The organism is Streptomyces sp. NPDC005151 (assembly GCF_053599875.1).
The window spans coordinates 67649-85548 of sequence record NZ_JBSFYR010000015.1; the positions used below are offsets into that span (position 1 = coordinate 67649).

The 17900-nt window shown below is 67.7% G+C and carries 17 protein-coding genes; 11 read left to right on the forward strand and 6 right to left on the reverse strand.

What is annotated here, in order from left to right; all coding sequences use genetic code 11:
• The first annotated feature begins 52 nt into the window (after positions 1-52).
• On the forward strand, positions 53-1063 hold the full coding sequence (locus ACWD6R_RS11545; RefSeq protein ID WP_451818504.1) for a helix-turn-helix transcriptional regulator: 1011 nt from the start codon (positions 53-55) through the stop codon (positions 1061-1063).
• A 178-nt stretch (positions 1064-1241) separates the two neighbouring features.
• On the forward strand, positions 1242-2258 hold the full coding sequence (locus ACWD6R_RS11550; protein ID WP_451818505.1) for a LuxR C-terminal-related transcriptional regulator: 1017 nt from the start codon (positions 1242-1244) through the stop codon (positions 2256-2258).
• Positions 2259-2273: 15 nt separating this feature from the next.
• Here the strand turns inward: ACWD6R_RS11550 and ACWD6R_RS11555 are convergent, their stop codons facing one another.
• Positions 2274-2429, reverse strand: a complete 156-nt coding sequence (locus ACWD6R_RS11555; RefSeq protein WP_451818506.1) for a hypothetical protein — start codon at positions 2427-2429, stop codon at positions 2274-2276.
• Between the two features lie 445 nt (positions 2430-2874).
• Here ACWD6R_RS11555 and ACWD6R_RS11560 point away from each other — a divergent pair, with 445 nt between their 5' ends.
• Positions 2875-3276: a hypothetical protein gene (locus tag ACWD6R_RS11560; protein ID WP_451818507.1), complete on the forward strand. Its 402-nt coding sequence runs from the start codon at positions 2875-2877 to the stop codon at positions 3274-3276.
• Positions 3277-3685: 409 nt separating this feature from the next.
• Here the strand turns inward: ACWD6R_RS11560 and ACWD6R_RS11565 are convergent, their stop codons facing one another.
• Entirely contained in the window at positions 3686-4150 is a 465-nt protein-coding gene (locus ACWD6R_RS11565; RefSeq protein WP_451818508.1) for a hypothetical protein, read from the reverse strand.
• A 64-nt stretch (positions 4151-4214) separates the two neighbouring features.
• Between ACWD6R_RS11565 and ACWD6R_RS11570 the strand changes: the two genes are divergently transcribed.
• The 3 genes from ACWD6R_RS11570 to ACWD6R_RS11580 all read left to right on the forward strand — a co-directional run bounded on the left by ACWD6R_RS11570 (position 4215) and on the right by ACWD6R_RS11580 (position 5408).
• Positions 4215-4649 (forward strand): hypothetical protein, encoded by a 435-nt coding sequence (locus ACWD6R_RS11570; protein ID WP_451818509.1) that lies wholly within the window; start codon positions 4215-4217, stop codon positions 4647-4649.
• Positions 4650-4680: 31 nt separating this feature from the next.
• Positions 4681-4818 carry a hypothetical protein gene (locus ACWD6R_RS11575; protein WP_451818510.1) on the forward strand — a complete coding sequence of 46 codons (138 nt, stop codon included), beginning with the start codon at positions 4681-4683 and terminating at the stop codon, positions 4816-4818.
• 377 nt (positions 4819-5195) lie between these two features.
• Positions 5196-5408, forward strand: a complete 213-nt coding sequence (locus ACWD6R_RS11580) for a hypothetical protein (protein WP_451818511.1) — start codon at positions 5196-5198, stop codon at positions 5406-5408.
• A 67-nt stretch (positions 5409-5475) separates the two neighbouring features.
• On the opposite strand, the gene ACWD6R_RS11585 is transcribed toward ACWD6R_RS11580, so the two are convergent.
• From ACWD6R_RS11585 to dnaK, 4 genes are all read right to left on the reverse strand, one after another.
• The gene (locus tag ACWD6R_RS11585) at positions 5476-5922 is read right to left on the reverse strand and encodes a heat shock protein transcriptional repressor HspR (RefSeq protein ID WP_451818512.1); all 447 of its coding nucleotides are present in this window, start codon (positions 5920-5922) and stop codon (positions 5476-5478) included.
• 1 nt (position 5923) lies between these two features.
• A complete protein-coding gene (gene dnaJ, locus ACWD6R_RS11590; RefSeq protein ID WP_451818513.1) occupies positions 5924-7102 on the reverse strand; it encodes a molecular chaperone DnaJ in 1179 nt (392 codons plus the stop codon).
• A 93-nt stretch (positions 7103-7195) separates the two neighbouring features.
• Entirely contained in the window at positions 7196-7846 is a 651-nt protein-coding gene (gene grpE / locus ACWD6R_RS11595; protein WP_451818514.1) for a nucleotide exchange factor GrpE, read from the reverse strand.
• Positions 7843-9696, reverse strand: coding sequence for a molecular chaperone DnaK (dnaK, locus tag ACWD6R_RS11600; protein ID WP_451818515.1), 1854 nt, complete (start codon positions 9694-9696; stop codon positions 7843-7845). Before dnaK ends, grpE begins: the two co-directional genes overlap by 4 nt.
• Positions 9697-10016: 320 nt before the next feature.
• On the opposite strand from dnaK, the gene ACWD6R_RS11605 reads away from it, so the two are divergent.
• The 5 genes from ACWD6R_RS11605 (at position 10017) to ACWD6R_RS11625 (ending at position 17818) form a co-directional block, all read left to right on the forward strand.
• Positions 10017-10580 (forward strand): sugar transferase, encoded by a 564-nt coding sequence (locus ACWD6R_RS11605; protein ID WP_451818516.1) that lies wholly within the window; start codon positions 10017-10019, stop codon positions 10578-10580.
• Positions 10581-10662: 82 nt separating this feature from the next.
• Positions 10663-12930, forward strand: a complete 2268-nt coding sequence (locus tag ACWD6R_RS11610; protein ID WP_451818517.1) for a (Fe-S)-binding protein — start codon at positions 10663-10665, stop codon at positions 12928-12930.
• 971 nt (positions 12931-13901) lie between these two features.
• Entirely contained in the window at positions 13902-15251 is a 1350-nt protein-coding gene (locus tag ACWD6R_RS11615; protein ID WP_451818518.1) for an FG-GAP repeat protein, read from the forward strand.
• Positions 15252-15308: 57 nt separating this feature from the next.
• Positions 15309-16754, forward strand: coding sequence for an FG-GAP-like repeat-containing protein (locus ACWD6R_RS11620; protein ID WP_451818519.1), 1446 nt, complete (start codon positions 15309-15311; stop codon positions 16752-16754).
• A gap of 167 nt (positions 16755-16921) precedes the next feature.
• Positions 16922-17818 carry a Yip1 family protein gene (locus ACWD6R_RS11625; RefSeq protein WP_451818520.1) on the forward strand — a complete coding sequence of 299 codons (897 nt, stop codon included), beginning with the start codon at positions 16922-16924 and terminating at the stop codon, positions 17816-17818.
• The last annotated feature ends 82 nt before the right edge of the window (positions 17819-17900 follow it).

The following is a 17900-nucleotide window of genomic DNA, read 5'->3' on the forward strand; positions in this document are numbered from 1 at the left end:
ATGGCTCATCCAGGCACGTCAATGCCACAGGAGCGATGCATCATGTTCCTGCATGTTCAGGACCCTGGGGGGTGGAGATTTGCCTACAACCAACACCAAACCGACACATACTCACGCGGTCACGGACCTGTGCACGGAGGGGGCACGGCTGTACGCCAGCGCACTGAGCGTCGGACGCATCGCTCGCGCCGAAATGGAACCCGCACCCTGCCTCATCGAGTTCGGGCTCCTGCTTCCCGACCCGGACGACGCCTCGTGGCTCCGCCCGGTTCCGCCCTCCGCCGCCCTGGCGCAGCGGCTCCACCCGCTGGAACGTGAGATCCAGGACCGCAGACGGACGTCCGTGGAACTGACTGACGCCTTTGAACCGTTCATGGCCATCAGTGCCCAGAGTCCGGCACCCACGCATGCGATCACGGTGCTGGAAGGCATCGACCGGATCAACGCGGCGCTCGACCTGGCCATCGCCGAGAGCCGGACCGAGGTACTGACCATCCAGCCCGGAGGCGGACGCAGCGAGGAAGTCCTCAGCGAAGCCCTGACCCGCAGCAAGCCTCTAATAGATTCCGGTATCAGCGTCCGCACCCTCTACCAGCACACGGTCAGGCACAGCCAACGCACTTTCGCCTACGTGGAACTGATGGCCGGCGCCAGAATGGAGATCCGTACGCTCGAAGAGCTCATCGAGCGTCTCATCATCTGCGACGACACCGTCGCCTTCATCCCGGTCCGGGACACCCCCCCTATCGCCCTCGAACTGCGGCACCCCGGGCTGGTCGCGTACCTGACGAAGGTGTTCGAGCAACTCTGGCGCCGGGCGGTTCCGCTGAACGAAGCGGCCCCGTACGACCCGGCACGCGACGGCATCACCGGCGTCCAGCGCGCCATAGCCACGCTGTTGGTCGAGGGGTACGTCGACGAGGCCATAGCCCGCCGTCTCGGCATGAATGTCCGTACCTGCCGTGCGCATGTCGCCAAGCTCTCCTCCACCCTCGGCAGCAACAGCCGCGCCCAACTCGGCTATCTGATAGCCCAGTCGGGGATACTGGACGAGGATCACTGACCACACATCGACCCACCCCTTCCGGGCGTGGGGGCGGCCGTGGCCGCGATACGGGGGAGAGCGGCCACGACCCCTTCGCACGGGAGGGGTTCACCACCCTGCGCGGCCAACACTGCCCCGAACACCACGTGTCCACCACGGTCATCTTGCTGCACTGCACAAAAGCGGGGGGTCCCAAATGAGCAGAGACGAAAAGGAACCACCACATTCACACGGCGATCTGGAGCTGTGTGACTCCGCGATCCAGCTCTACACCGAGGCACTCCACGACGGGCGGATCGCACGTGCCGAACTCGCGCCCGCCCCATGCCTCATCGACATGGCGCTGCTCCACCCCGACCCCCGGGACGACGCATGGATGCGCGCCGTACCGCCGGCCGCCGCCCTGGCCCATCTGCTGCAGCCCGTCACCCGCGAGATCCACGAACGTCTACGGCTCACTGCGGCCCTGGCGGACACACTCGCCCCCCTGACAGCGATCGCCAGCGAGGACCCCAACCTCGCCATCACCGTCATCGAGGCAAAGTCACTGATCAACACCGCCGTCCTGAACGCCACCCAGCTGGCGACGGAAGAGATCCTGACGGCGCAGCCGGGCGGTCACCGGTCCTTCAAGACGATGCAACTGGCCCTGTCCACCGCGCAACCGGCCCTCGACAGCGAAGCCCGTTTGCGCCACCTCTACCAGCACCCGGCCCGCTACAACCCCCACCTCAGGCACTACCTGGCCCAGATTCCCGCAGACCGTCTCCAGGTGCGCACCATCGAGCAGACCATCGAACGGCTGCTCATCTTCGACCGCGCGGTCGCCTTCATCCCCGCCACCCCCGAGCGCGACATCGCCCTGGAGATCCGCCACCCCGCCCTGGTCCGCTACCTGGTCCAGGTGTACGAGGCGCTGTGGGCCCAGGCCATCCCCATTGAGGAGAACCTCCACCAGGTCTCCCCCGGCGCCCCCGCCACTGCCGTGCAGCGCAGCATCTCCCGCCTCCTGGTCGAGGGCCATGTCGACGACGTGGTGGCCCGCAAGCTGGGCATCAGCGTCCGCACCTGCCGGGCCCACATCTCCAAGCTGATGCAGGCGCTCAACGCCTCCAGCCGGACCCATCTGGGCGCACTCATCATCCAGTCGGGCATCGCGGAACCGGACGACTCAACTCCTCGCGGGAAGCACACCCAACGCTCCGAAGCATGACCGGATCACCTTCCCTCAGCCTTCCTCGCTCCGCTCCCTCGCCGGCCGCAACCAGGGGCGGTGCGGCATCAGTTCGCGTACGTTCGCATCGCCCGCGCTCACGATCGGCAGCAGTTGCGGTTGCGGCTCCTGGCCCACCGAAGGGCCTTCGCTTAGCTGGGTGATTTTCACCGATCAAATAATGTGAAGCTGGAGAGGTACGAGTCGAACCATCGGCCAACTGGACACGGATCCCAGCGCTCTGAACCAACCGCGACGAAGACTCCGAACCGCAACCGGCCCTTCCCCGGTGTCACGCCTCACCACCAAGTCGGCGGGTGTTGTCCAAGAAGAGGCCACAGGATCAAGTATGACTAGTTCAGGGGAACTTGCGCAGTTCTTAACCTGACATGCAAGCATCATGCCTGACGATGGTGTGCCGCGAGCTGAAGGAGGAAAGTCCGTGAGCGAAGAAACCCGAATCAGTTGGTCCGGTTGGTCGGACGAAACAGTCCGCATTCCCGGGGCCGGTATCGGTACGCCACTGCCACTGCAGGTTCAAGGAGGGTTCAGCTCCCATTTCTCCTTCCAGCCGGTCAGGTCCGGCGCACACGACAACCACCTCAGCATCGAGCTTGTGACCACGCACGGACGCACCCCGTGCCGCGTCGTCCTCCCAGGCGACTACGACTCACTCGGCATCCGTCGCCTCCGGGTCCGTGACGGGGCAGGCGGGTTCCACCGCTGGCATGCACAGCTCGTCGACCCCAACTCACTCCCCGAACTCCCCTCCCAAACGGCCAGAGGAAAGGGCACCGAGACATTCGGATACTTCGAGGCGGCCCCCTACTACGAATACGTACGCGTACTCCACTACGAGTTCGAGGACCACGGAACCGTGGCCTACTGCCCCGCAACCGGCGGAGATCCGGTTCGTGCGCTCGCCTCGGATGCCAGACGAAAAGGCGTACTGAGACTCCCACGCCATGGGTACGTCACCGTGTCCAGCGACGGCAAGTGGGAGGTGTCAACCAAATAGGCCTTTCACCCGTTTTCGCTCCAGGGGTGCGCTCGCATAATCAGGCGAGTGCACCCCTTTCGTTTTCAACACCATGACGGGCACCCCGAATGGACGGCGACAAGAATGGCAGATTCGCGATCCGGTGGTGAGACGTGGATTGTTGGCATCATCAAAAGAGAATGGACCAGCCTCGGAGGCAGTTGACGGTCCGAGCACATCGCGCGGGAACTGGAGCGGCTGCATCGTTCCGTCGACGTCGGATTCGCCACCACCCGGGGAGACCTGGCGCTGCTGCTGCAACGCGCCGACCAGACCGACAAGGCCCTCGGCGTGCACGAGGAGCGGCTCGACCCGAAGCGGGCCCGGACAACCCGAGTCCCGCCGACATCGCCGCCTTCTTCCCCTGAAAACGGCCGGCTCATCCGGTTCAGCCTGCCTCGCCGCCGATCCCCTCGCACAGCGAAGAGTGACACGGCACCACTCCGGTATAGAGCAGATAGGCCAGGAGGACGGCCAGGCAGATCACCTCGCCAGCAAGAAGCCACCACAGCGAGAGCCATGCCTCCGACCGTGCTTCGAGCTCTCGACGGCTGCGGACCCGTCGCCAGGGATTGCTGGGGTCATAGACCATCAGCGCCTCTTCGCCGGGCGTCCCCCATCGGGTGCCGCTCAGCGGGGAGATGTAGATGACCCGGTCTCCGGACTCCGTCCGGAATTCAAAGCTCGTGGAATATCGGCTTTCGGATTCGGAAATACTCCGGCACCGACCCGTCACCTCGACACCAACACGCCTCAGACGGCGGTCGACCAGCAGCGGGACCACACCGAACCATGCAATGAACGGCAGCGGAAATAAGACCAGACAGATGATGGCCCAGCCAAGAGTGTCCATTTGGCCATGATGGCATGAGCCATCGACCGCCAGCAACCGCCATTTTTGTACACGGGAGTTCGAAATGGCTCAGCCAGCAAACCCGAACGACAGCGTCTGGCATTTCCGGACAAAGGACGAAGCGGACGGAGTCAAGCACAAGCTGAACGGCATGAGCACCTCGGTCGACGTCCTCAAGGTCGCCGCAGGTTTTGCGGCCTTCGGCTTCACACCCTTCAAGATCGATGCCTCTTTCTTCAAGATGGACGAGAAGGGAATCGTGATCGCAGGCGTCCAGAAGTGGACCTGGCCGCACGCCCGGGACGAGAAAGCCAAGCTGGAGGCCGCCGACAAGAAGCTGGTCAAGCTGGAAAAAGGCGCTGGAGGCTCATACGGAAGCAAAGCGCGCCACAGCGCTGGCGGAGCGGCTGCAAAGTCGGGGCGACTCCCCAGCGGTAGCCAAGGGGCAGGAGAAGCGGGCCGTCAAGGCGGAACAGGACGCCACGGAGGCCTTCGATAAAACGCGCAAGATATACGAGACGATCGACAAAATGAACCGGGAGGCGGAGAAGAAACAGAAGGACATAGAGGAACAGCGAGAGGCTGCCGCAAAGTCACTGAAGGACATCAAGTCGGGAATTCAGGATCTCCGAGGCAGGCTGAATGCTCTGGCCACGACGGTGGCCTGATCCTGAACATTCTCCGAGAAATCAGCGTGAGGGGTCTTCATGACCGTTCAGAGTTCATTCAACAAGGCCACGGCAAGTATTCGCCAGTTTCGTGACGCCATCAGCCAGAGCAGCACGGGGCTGAGCAGGATCCAGCAGGCCTCCCAGAGCACCTCCCGTGCCGTGGAGGGCGTGAAGGGGTCGGCCGCACAGGCCGCTCCCGCTCTCAATCGGGGTCAAGACGGGGGCGGAATCGGCCGGTTCCTCGGTCGGCAAGCTGCGCACCGCCACCAACAACAGCAACACCGCGCGTCCCGGCTCGCGCCGGCGGCAGGCTCGCGATCGTCGAGGAGGGCGGCGAGGCAGAGGCCGTCATCCCGCTGTCGCGGCTGGAACGCATGCTCGGCCACCACCCCGGCGGCGGAGCCGCGCTGCACCGGCTCGCGGAGGCGCTGCTGCTGCAACGCGCCGACCAGACCGACAAGGCCCTCGGCGAGCACGAGGAGCGGCTCGACGCCCTGGAGCGCACCCACTGGCCGTTGCCGTCGCTCGCCGCGGTGACGTCGTGCACCGCGCCGGCTCTCTCGCTCTGGCAATCCGCGGGGAAATGACCCGTGCACACCGCGGAGGGCCGCCACCCGCTCCCGGGTGGCGGCCCTCCGTCATGCGTATCCGCGCCTAGTTCTTGGGCCTCTTCGGCCGCCAGACCACCAACGCGCCGGCCTGCTGCACATCCTGATACGGCACCAGATCGCGCCGGTACGAGGCGTGCACCTGCGCCTCTCGCTGCTGCATCGCCGCCGCAGCGCCATCCACCGCCGCGGAGAGTTCGGCGACGCGCTGCTGGAGCGCGGCCACCTGGTTCTCCAGTTCGATGATGCGCTTGATGCCCGCCAGGTTGATGCCCTCGTCCTGCGACAGTTGCTGCACCGTGCGCAGCAGCTCGATGTCGCGGGCCGAGTAGCGCCTGCCGCGGCCGGCCGTGCGGTCGGGGGAGACCAGGCCGAGGCGGTCGTACTGGCGCAGTGTCTGCGGATGCAGGCCCGAGAGCTGGGCCGCGATCGAGATCACGTACACCGGTGAGTCATCGGTCAGTTCGTACGGATTACGTCGTCGGCCGTCCACCTCAAGCTCCCTTCGCCGCCTGGAACAGCTCCGCCCGCGGGTCCTCCCCCACGGTCGCCTTCCGGTAGGCCTCCAGCGCGTCCTGGGCGTCGGGGGTGAGGTCCGTGGGGACCGCCACCTCGACGGTGACCAGGAGGTCGCCCCGGGTGCCGTCCTTGCGTACGGCACCCTTGCCGCGGGCGCGCATCGTACGCCCATTGGGGGTGCCGGCCGGAAGTTTCAGGGTGACGGGCGGTCCGCCGAGCGTCGGGACCTTCACCTCGCCGCCGAGCGCCGCCTCCGCGAAGGTGACGGGCACGGTGACCGTGAGGTTGTCGCCCTTGCGGCCGAAGACCGGGTGGGCGTCGACATGGACGACGACGTACAGGTCGCCGGCCGGTCCGCCGCGCTCGCCCGGTGCCCCCTTGCCGCGCAGCCGGATCCGCTGGCTGTCGGAGACGCCCGCCGGGATCCTGACCTGCATGGTGCGCGACGAACGCGCCCGCCCGCTGCCCTTGCAGACATCGCACGGGTCCTGGGCGATGAGGCCCCGGCCCTTGCAGTCCACGCAGGGATCGGTGAGCGAGAAACCGCCGCCGCTGCCGCGCGACACCTGTCCGGTGCCGACACAGGTCGGGCAGACCCTCGGGGTGCCGTTCCTGTCGCCGGTGCCCGAACACGCCTTGCAGGGAGCCTGGCTGGACATCCGGAGCGGGACCGTGGCCCCGTCGACCGCCTCGGTGAAGCTGAGCGTCACCTCGGACTCGATGTCCTGCCCGCGGCGCGGCTGCACACGTGTCCCCGTACCGCCGCCCCGGTTGAACAGCCCGCCGAAGACATCGCCCAGACCGCCGCCGCCGCCGGGGCCGCCGGGACCTCCGCCCTGCGTGCCTCCGAAGAGGTCGCCCAGGTCGAAGTTGAAGTTGCCTCCCGCGCCGCCGGGACCGGCCCGGAAGCCGCCGTTACCGAAGAGGGCGCGTGCCTCGTCGTACTCCTTGCGCTTCTTGGCGTCGCCGAGGATGTCATTGGCCTCGGAGATCTCCTTGAAGCGCTCCTCCGCCTTGCTGTCGCCCTTGTTCGCGTCCGGGTGGAACTCGCGGGCGAGCTTCCGGTACGACTTCTTGATCTCGGCTTCGGTGGCGTCCTTGGGGACGCCGAGGACCTTGTAGTAGTCCTTCTCGACGAAGTCCTTCGTGCTCATCGACGTCCCTCCTTCCGGACGATCGGCCGGGCGACCGGCCCGCAGGCCGGTCGCCGTACCGGGCGGTGGGCCCCGCGGTGGTCGGACGAAATGTCAGACCTCCTCGGTGCCACCGCTCTCCTCGTCGTCTGTGTTCTCTTCCTGTGCCGCCGCGGGGCTCGCGCCCGGCTGCGGCTCGGCCACCGCCACCCGCGCGGGGCGGATGGTGCGCTCGCCGATGCGATACCCCGGCTGCAGGATCGCCACGCAGGTCGTCTCGGTGACGTCCGGCGCGTACGAGTGCATCAGGGCTTCGTGGATCGTCGGGTCGAAGGGCTCGCCCTCCTTGCCGAACTGCTGCAGGCCCAGCTTGGCGACGACCGTCTCCAGCGATTCGGCCACCGACTTGAACCCGCCCACGAGCTCGCCGTGTTCCCTGGCGCGGCCGACGTCGTCGAGCACGGGCAGGAGCTCGCTCAGGAGACCCGCAACGGCGATCTCCTTGACCGTGACCCGGTCCCGCTCCACGCGGCGGCGGTAGTTCTGATACTCGGCCTGGAGCCGCTGGAGGTCGCCGGTGCGCTCGGTGAGCGCACTGCGTGCCTGGTCCAGTTGTGCCGTCAGACCGGCGGTCTGGTTCACGTCCCCGGCCGGGGCCTCCCCCTCCTCCGTGGAGGGGGCGGCAGCCTTCGGGTCGGCGTCGTCAGGGGTGGCGCCGGAGGGAACGTCGGGCTTCTCCTCGAAGCCCGGAGTCTCCTCGGTCACGCCGCACCGCCCTTGGCGTCCTTCTCGTCGTCCACGATCTCGGCGTCGACGACGTCGTCATCGGCCCTGGCCTGCTCGGCGCCCGGCTGGCCGTCGGCCTGCGGGCCACCCTCGGCCTGCGCGTTGGCGTACATCGCCTGGCCCAGCTTCTGGGAGACGGCCGCGACCTTCTCGGTGGCGGTACGGATCTCGGCGGTGTCCTCGCCCTTGAGCTTCTCCTTCAGCTCGGTGAGTGCGGTCTCCACCTCCGTCTTCACGTCGCCGGGAACCTTGTCCTCGTTGTCCTTGAGGAACTTCTCCGTCTGGTAGACGAGCTGCTCGCCCTGGTTGCGGGACTCGGCGGCCTCGCGGCGGCGGTGGTCCTCCTCCGCGTACTGCTCGGCCTCCTCACGCATCCGGTTGACCTCGTCCTTCGGCAGCGAGGAGCCGCCGGTGACGGTCATCTTCTGCTCCTTGCCGGTGCCGAGGTCCTTGGCAGCGACGTGCATGATGCCGTTGGCGTCGATGTCGAACGCGACCTCGATCTGCGGGACACCACGCGGGGCCGGCGGCAGACCGGTCAGCTCGAACATGCCGAGCTTCTTGTTGTACGCCGCGATCTCGCGCTCGCCCTGGTAGACCTGGATCTGGACGGACGGCTGGTTGTCCTCGGCCGTCGTGAAGATCTCGGACCGCTTGGTCGGGATCGTCGTGTTGCGCTCGATGAGCTTCGTCATGATGCCGCCCTTGGTCTCGATACCGAGAGACAGCGGGGTGACATCGAGCAGCAGGACGTCCTTGACCTCGCCCTTGAGGACACCGGCCTGGAGCGAGGCGCCGATGGCGACGACCTCGTCCGGGTTCACGCCCTTGTTGGCCTCCTGGCCACCGGTGAGCTCCTTGACGAGCTCGGCGACGGCCGGCATACGGGTCGAGCCACCGACGAGAACGACGTGGTCGATCTCGGAGAGCTGGATGCCCGCGTCCTTGATGACGTTGTGGAACGGGTTCTTGCAGCGATCCAGGAGGTCTGCGGTGAGCTGCTGGAACTGGGCGCGCGTGAGCTTCTCGTCCAGGTGCAGCGGGCCCTCGGCGGACGCCGTGATGTACGGCAGGTTGATCGTGGTCTCCGTCGAGGAGGACAGCTCGATCTTCGCCTTCTCCGCGGCTTCGCGGAGACGCTGGAGAGCCATCTTGTCCTTGGACAGGTCCACACCGTGACCGTTGGCGAACTGCTTCACCAGGTAGTCGACGACGCGCTGGTCCCAGTCGTCACCACCGAGGTGGTTGTCACCGTTGGTGGCCTTCACCTCGACGACGCCGTCCCCGATCTCCAGGAGGGACACGTCGAAGGTGCCGCCACCGAGGTCGAAGACGAGGATCGTCTGGTCGTCCTTGTCGAGCCCGTACGCCAGCGCGGCGGCGGTCGGCTCGTTGACGATACGCAGGACGTTCAGGCCCGCGATCTCGCCGGCCTCCTTCGTCGCCTGACGCTCGGAGTCGTTGAAGTACGCCGGAACGGTGATCACCGCGTCGGCGACCTTCTCGCCCAGGTACGCCTCGGCGTCGCGCTTCAGCTTCTGCAGGATGAAGGCGCTCATCTGCTGCGGGTTGAAGCTCTTGCCGTCGAGGTCGATCTTCCAGCCGGTGCCCATGTGGCGCTTGACCGACCGGATGGTCCTGTCGACGTTGGTCACCGCCTGGCGCTTGGCGACCTCGCCCACCAGAACCTCGCCGTTCTTCGCGAAGGCGACGACGGACGGCGTGGTCCTGGCGCCTTCGGCGTTGGTGATGACGGTGGGCTCGCCGCCTTCGAGAACGCTGACGACGGAGTTAGTCGTGCCCAGGTCGATGCCGACCGCACGTGCCATTTCAATTCCTCCAACTGACTACTTGAGTGGATCTGGCTCAAGAATGCATGACAGGCGCCCCGGAGTCAACAGAGCTGAGTCGGGTCGACTCAACTATCGTGCATAGAGCTCGCGCCACCTGCAGTTCATCGGACGACAACGGCCCGCCCGGCGGGCCGCATACCCGGTCCATCATCGTCACGTGGGATCGTTCTGTCACAAAATGGCGAGAGCCGCACAAAACAGGCACTCGATCCGTCCGAGCCAGGCAGGTGTGAACGATGCAGATGCGCATGCGGATGCGGATGCGGACACACGCGTGGACCGGACCGAGGTCGCACATGACAGCCAAGCGCGCACTGGACCTCGTCCTCGGCTCGGCCCTGCTGGCCCTGACCGTTCCCCTGCTCACCGCCGGAGCCCTCACCCTCGCCGTGCAGCGACCCCCCGGCTGCGTACTGACCCGCTCCACCCGGATCGGACTGGCCGGTCACCCCTTCGTGCTGCGCTCCCTGGGCACCCGCCGGCTGCGCCTGGACGTACTGTCCCGGCTGCCCCACGTCGTACGGGGAGATCTCTCGCTCGTCGGACCGGAACCACTCACCCCTGACCACGAGCGGGCGGGCACCTCGAACGAGGCCGGTGAGCGACACTGGCGGCAGGAACTGAGACCCGGCCTCACCGGCCTGGCCCAGGTCCGCTCCCGCTCCGGAATGCCGTGGGACGAACCCGCCCTGCTCGACCAGCACTACGCTGAGCACCACTGGCTGGGACTCGACCTGGCCATCCTTGCGGAAGCCGTATACGCCCCACTCCGCGCCACCCTCCGCGGGCTCGCCCACCGCGGGAAGGCGCACCTGAGCGACACAGATCACCAGCTGCGCGGCTACAGCGCGGCGGAATAAGTGGATAGTGTCAGCACAGACTAATTAAGTTACTGCTTAGTAAGTACTGGATCCCACCCTCGCAGGCCCGAGGAGCCCCCAAATGCAACTCGCCGCGATCATCGTGTCGCTGGTGCTGACCGTGGTCGGCGTTGCGCTCATCGCCCGAGCCGTCGCGCAGATCTACCGGTTCGTCAAGCTCGGACAGCCGGTCCCGGCAGGCAGCCGCACCGACAATCCGAAGCAGCGCACGATCACCCTGGTCAAGGAGTTCCTCGGCCACACCCGGATGAACCGGTGGGGGATCGTCGGCTTCGCGCACTGGTTCGTCGCCATCGGCTTCCTGACGCTGCCGCCGACGCTGCTCCAGGCGTACGGGCAGCTCTTCAAGGCCGACTGGGTACTGCCGGTCATCGGCGACTGGCTGCCGTTCGAGTTCTACACCGAGTTCATCGGCCTGATGACGACGGTCGGCATCCTCGTGCTGATCGCCATCCGGCTGCTGAACCTGCCCTCCCGGGCCGGCCGCAAGTCCCGGTTCGCGGGCTCCAAGGCCTGGCAGGCGTACTTCGTCGAGTACGTCATCCTCGTCATCGGCCTGGCGATCCTGACCCTGCGCGGTCTCGAGGGCGCGATCCACCACGTCGAGGGCTACGAGGCCGCGTACTTCGTCTCGTACCCCCTGGTCCTCGCCTTCAAGGGACTCGGCCTCGGGGCCCTCCAGAACCTCATCTACCTCACCGCGATGATCAAGATCGGCGTCTCGCTGATCTGGATGATCACGGTCTCGCTCAACACCAACATGGGTGTCGCCTGGCACCGCTTCCTCGCCTTCCCCAACATCTGGTTCAAGCGGAATGCCGACGACGACGTCGCGCTCGGCGCGCTGCAGCCGATGACGAGCGGCGGCAAGGAGATCGACTTCGAGGACCCGGGCGAGGACGACGTCTTCGGTGTCTCCCAGGTCGAGCAGTTCTCCTGGAAGGGCATCCTCGACTTCTCCACGTGCACCGAGTGCGGCCGCTGCCAGTCGCAGTGCCCCGCCTGGAACACGGGCAAGCCGCTCTCCCCGAAGCTCCTGATCATGTCGCTGCGCGACCACGCGCACGCCAAGGCCCCGTACCTGCTCGCCGGTGGCGGCAAGGACATGGAGGGCAACGAGAAGGCAACCGAGGAGCAGCTGAAGGACGTACCGGCGGCCGCTCTCGCGGAGGCCGAGCGCCCGCTGATCGGCACCGTCGAGGAGAACGGCGTCATCGACCCGGACGTGCTCTGGTCCTGCACCACCTGCGGTGCGTGCGTGGAGCAGTGCCCGGTCGACATCGAGCACATCGACCACATCGTCGACATGCGCCGCTACCAGGTGATGATCGAGTCCGCGTTCCCGTCCGAGGCGGGCACGATGCTCAAGAACCTGGAGAAGAAGGGCAACCCCTGGGGGCTGGCCAAGAAGCAGCGCGTCGAGTGGACGAAGGAAGTCGACTTCGAGGTCCCGATCGTCGGCAAGGACGTCGAGGACCTGTCGGAGATCGACTACCTCTACTGGGTCGGCTGCGCGGGCGCTCTCGAGGACCGTGCCAAGAAGACCACCAAGGCCTTCGCCGAGCTGCTCCACATCGCGGGCGTGAAGTTCGCGATCATGGGCGGCGACGAGAAGTGCACGGGTGACTCGGCCCGCCGCCTGGGCAACGAGCCGCTGTTCCAGCAGCTCGGCCAGGAGAACGTCGCGATGCTGAACATGGCGTTCGGCGAGGATGACGACGAGCCGGAGACGAAGAAGCCGAAGTCGTCGAAGAAGATCGTCGCGACCTGCCCGCACTGCTTCAACACCATCGCGAACGAGTACCCGCAGCTCGGCGGCGAGTACGAGGTCATCCACCACACGCAGCTGCTCCAGCACCTCATCGACGAGGGCAGGCTGATCCCGGTGACGCCGGTCGAGGGTCTGATCACGTACCACGACCCCTGCTACCTGGGCCGTCACAACAAGATCTACACGCCCCCGCGCGAGATCATCGCGAAGGTGCCGGGTCTGCGGAACGAGGAGATGCACCGCCACAAGGAGCGCGGCTTCTGCTGCGGCGCCGGTGGTGCCCGGATGTGGATGGAGGAGCGGATCGGCAAGCGCATCAACAACGAGCGCGTCGAGGAAGCCCTCTCCCTCAACCCGGACATCGTCTCCACCGCCTGCCCGTTCTGCCTCGTCATGCTGACCGACTCGGTCAACGGCAAGAAGAACGACGGCCAGGCCAAGGAGTCGATCCAGGTGGTCGACGTCTCGCAGCTGCTGCTGGACTCGGTGAAGACCCCGGCGGACCCGGCGGGCGAGCCGGAGACGGCGGACGCTCCGGAGCCGGAACCGGTGAAGTAGCCGGTCTCAGCGGTACGAAGCGGTCGGACCTGCCTCGGGGGCAGGACCGGCCGCTTCTGCTGTTGGGCGGGCGCGAAGGACCATGTGGGGCGACTGCGAACCACTGAGCCGTACGAGACGGATGGTGTGCCCCGTGCGGAGTGGCAGTCCAACGGCGAGGACTGCGGCGGCAGTGGCCGGCGCGCCCGCGCTCCTGCTGACGGCGGCGGCCTGCGCAGGCTCTCCGCGGGCGTCCCCTTCCCCCTCGTCCTCCTCCGCCAAGAACAGCGACAGGTGCGCGGACCTCGTGGTCCCGGCGAGCGCGGGCCGGATCAGCCACCTCCGCGGCCCGTTCACCCGGGCCGGCGCCCCGCACGGCGCCACCGCCCCGATCCCCGGCCCGGGTCCGCCCCAAGCCGCCCCGCCCCCGCCCCGGGGCCGACACGACCGGCGACGGCTACGACGACCTGGTGTACGCCGCCCACCCGCACGAGCCCGGCACCGCCACCAGGGGCCCGGCTGCTGCTGCTCGGCGGCCCCGACGGCCAGGTGCGCCCCGGCGGCACGCACCTCTTCAAGGCACCCGCCGACGCCATGTGGGCCCCCCGCTCCGCACCGCGCACGGCGGCACCACCACCCCTGCCGAGACGGTTCTGCTCCGTTGCGCGGACTTCGACGGCGACCAGGCCCCGGACATGGTGGTCCGTACGCACCGGAGAGGTGGCGGCCCCGGTTTGGCGCTGCATCCGGCAGCCACCCCCGACCGGCTGCTGATCACCTTCAGCACCACGCTGTTCACTGCCACGTCACACCGCCCACACGTTTCCCACGTGTCCCGTACAACCATCTGCCCCCACCGGAAGTCACTTCTTCGCCGAACACCCGTGCTCTCAGTCACAGTTGACGCGAAAGGGGCATAAGGAGTCCGGCGTCGGAAACTGGCTTCGGGTGCCTTTGCGCATCCCCGCATGCAACAGGAGAAGAAGAACCGCATGCACAGCAGACTCCGCACCACCCTGGCCACCACCGCTGCCGCCGCCCTCACCGGCGGCCTGCTCATCGCCGGAGCGGGCAGCGCCGCCGCGGCCACCGCCAAGTACGCCGACGACTTCAACGGCGACGGCTACCGCGACTACGCCTACTCCGGCAGCGTGACCGACGCGGGCTCGGACGGCTCCGGCACGGTCGGGATCATCTACGGCACGGCGGCCGGCCCGTACGGACGTGCCCAGAACGTCACCCAGAACAGCGCCGGCGTCCCCGGCTCCAACGAGTGGGACGACGGTTTCGGCACCACCATGGCGGGCGCGGACTTCAACCGCGACGGCTACGCCGACCTCGCCGTCGGGTCACCCGGCGAAACCGTCGACGGCCGCAGAACCCAGGGTGCGGTGACCATCCTGTGGGGTTCGGCAGCCGGTCTCTCGGGCGGCACCGTCGTACCGAACAAGGACGCGCGGCAGTGGGGCGCGTTCGGGGACGATCTGGCCTCGGGCGACTTCAACGGCGACGGCAAGCCCGACCTCGCCGTGATCAACAACCACACCGCGCAGGTCTACCGGGGCATGTTCAGCAAGTCCGGCTTCAGCGGCACCGTCACCAAGCTCACCCGTGACGACCTGTTCGCCGAGCACCTGGTGGCCGGCAGGGTCACCAAGGACGCGGCCGCCGACCTGGTCGTCGTCGGCGGCGTCGACGGGCCCAGCCACGCGCTCACCGGAGCCTGGTTCATCCGGGGCGGCTCCACCCTCACCCGCGGCGCGACGCTGAAGCTCGGCGCGGGCGAGGACTCCAGTTTCGCCGTGAGCGGCACCGTCGCCGACTTCAACAAGGACGGTTACGGCGACATCGCCCTCGGCCAGCCGCTGGCCGACGGGGAGAAGGGTGCCGTCACCGTCTGGCGCGGCGGCTCGTCCGGCCCCGGCTCCACCACCAAACTCACCCAGAACACCACCGGCGTCACCGGCACCTCGGAGAACGGCGACCGGTTCGGCAACGATCTCTCGGCCGGCGACGTGAACCACGACGGCTACCCGGACCTCGCCGTCTCCGCCGTGGGTGAGGATCTGGGCACGTACGCCGACGCCGGTGCGGTCCACATCCTGCGCGGCAGCTCCCAGGGCCTGAGCGGTACCAAGTCCCAGTGGTTCGAACGCGCCACCAAGGGCGTACCGGGGGACCCGGAGGCCAACTCGTCCTTCGGCAGCTCGCTGCGGCTGCGCGACTCGGACCGCGACGGTTGTGCCGACCTGTTCACGGATTACCTGCGCTTCAAGGGCTCGGCGAACGGCATCACGGTCACCGGCGTCCAGAGTTCGGTCCGCCCGGGCTTCCTCCCATAGGCGTCGATCTCGCGCCTTCCTGCACCCGCACTCATGCCAACCAATGGAGAAACCTTCATGCACAGACAGCTCCGCATCTCCCTCGCCACCGCGGCGGCTGCCGCCCTCACCGGCGGCCTGCTGATCGCCACGACGGGCACCGCCGCCGCGGCCCCCGCCGGGATTCAGGGCGACTTCAACGGCGACGGCTACCGCGACATCGCCGTCACGGCCTCCGGCGCCTCCGTGAACGGCAGGACCGGCGCGGGCTCGGTCTCCATCCTGTACGGCTCCGCATCCGGCGCCGGCGCTTCCAAGATCCAGACGGTCAGCCAGGACAGCACCGGCGTCCCCGGCGGCGCCGAGAAGAACGACTACTTCGGCGCGATGATCACCGCCGGCGACCTCAACGGCGACGGCTACGCCGACCTCGCCGTCGGCGCCCCCGGCGAAGACGTGGGCTCCGACGTGGACGGCGGCTCGGTCACCATCCTGTGGGGTGGGAGCGGCGGCCTGTCCGGCGGCACCACCGTCAAGGACCCGTCGGCCGCCGGCCACGACAAGTTCGGCGGCATCGTGGCCGCCGGCGACTACAACGGCGACGGAAAGGCCGACCTCGCCATCTCGTCGGACCAGAACACCGTCGACATCTACCGCGGCGGTTTCACCAGAACCGGCTCCACCGGCGGCCACTACAGGGTCACCACACCGGTCGCGAAGGTCTCCGGTTACGACCTCTTCAACCTCACCGCGGGCGACGTGAACCACGACGGCCGCACCGACCTGCTCGTCGACGGTTACGAGAACGACAGCGCCGAGGGGTGGAACGCCAACTACTACTTGCCGGGCAGCGCGTCCGGCGTGACGACCTCCGGCATCCGCAAGCTCCCCGCGGGCGTCATCTCCGACATCGGTGACGTCAACGGGGACACCTACGGCGACATCGTCATCGGCGCCCAGTGGGACGCCGATGTCCCCGGCTCGCAGAAGGGCGGCGTCGTCACGGTCGTCTACGGCACGGCAAGCGGCCCCGTCGGTGGCCAGGATTCGATCACCCAGGACTCCCCGGGCGTCCCCGGCACCGGCGAGAAGGACGACATCTTCGGCTACGAGCTCTCGCTCGGCGACATCAACGGCGACGGCATGGACGACCTGGCTGTCGGCGCCCCGGGCGAAGACCTGAACGGCATCGTCGATGCTGGCATGGTCAGCGTCATCTACGGCTCCCCGGCCGGCTTCGCCACCACCGGAGCCCAGTCCTTCGCCCAGGACACCCCCAATGTCCCGGGCAGCAACGAGAAGAACGACGGCTTCGGCGCCGAGGTCTTCCTCTCGGACACCAACAACGACGGCAAGGCGGATCTGACGGTCGGCTCCCCCCAGGAGAACGCCGCCGACGGATACGTCGTGACCTTCAACTCCAACGGCACGAAGCTGGCCCCGACCGGCAAGGGCTACGGCCTCTCCGCCGTGAAGGTCTCCGCAACGGGCACACCGTGGCTGGGCGGCAACATGGCGGGCTGACACCTGCCACTGAACCCGGGCCTGTTTCCCGTACAGCAGGCCCGGGTTTCGCGCCCACCGGCCGGCCCCCCAGGGTCCCCCTAGGGGATGTCACAGCTCGGCCGCAAAGGGGGCCGGGTTCCCCGGCTCTCCCACCGCACACACGCGGACCAGGTACGTTCGATTACGTGGCTGGATTCAGGATCGGACGCGGCCGGGACAACCGCACCCCTCAACAAGGGCAACATCAACCGCAGCAGCAGCCGTACGGCACACAGGCACCACCGCCGCCGTACGGACAGCAGCCATGGCCCCCGGCGGGAGGCAACGGCGCCCCGTACGGAGCCCGGCACCCCGGCGGGCACCAGGGCAACAGCGGCGCACACGGCGAACCCGAATACTTCGGAGACCCGTACCACCAGCCCCACCAGGGTGACCCGTACGCCAACAACCCGGGTCACACCCAGGCGTTCAGCATCAACGAGGACCCGTACGGCGACGGCAACACCTACCGCGCCGGCCAGGCACCCGCCCAGCCCGCAGGCCCCCGCCTGCACTGGAAGCAGCTGCTGAGCGGCATCGTGCTGCGCCCCGGACCGACGTTCTGGCAGACGCGCGACTACCCCGTCTGGGGCCCGGCGCTCATCGTCACGTTCCTCTACGGCCTGCTGGCGCTCTTCGGCTTCGACCAGGCCCGCGACGACGCCATCCACGCAACGATCTCCACCGCCGTCCCGTACGTCCTCCTCACGGGCTTCGGCTTCGTCATCGGCGGTCTGGTCCTCGGCACGGTCACCCACACCCTCGCCCGCCAGCTCGGCGGCGACGGCGCCTGGCAGCCGACCGTGGGCCTCTCCATGCTGATCATGTCGATCACGGACGCCCCACGGCTGATCTTCGCGCTCTTCCTCGGCGGCGAGAACTCCCTGGTCCAGATACTCGGCTGGATGACCTGGCTGGCGTCGGCCGCGCTGTTCACATCCATGGTGAGCAAGTCGCACGACCTGCCGTGGCCGAAGGCGCTGGGCGCTTCCGCGATCCAGCTCATCGCTCTGCTGTCGATCATCAAGCTGGGCACGATCTGACGACCACGTCCCACGACCATGAAGAAACCCCCGGCACAAGGCGCCGGGGGTTCTTCGCTGTCACGGACGGGACCGGACCTGA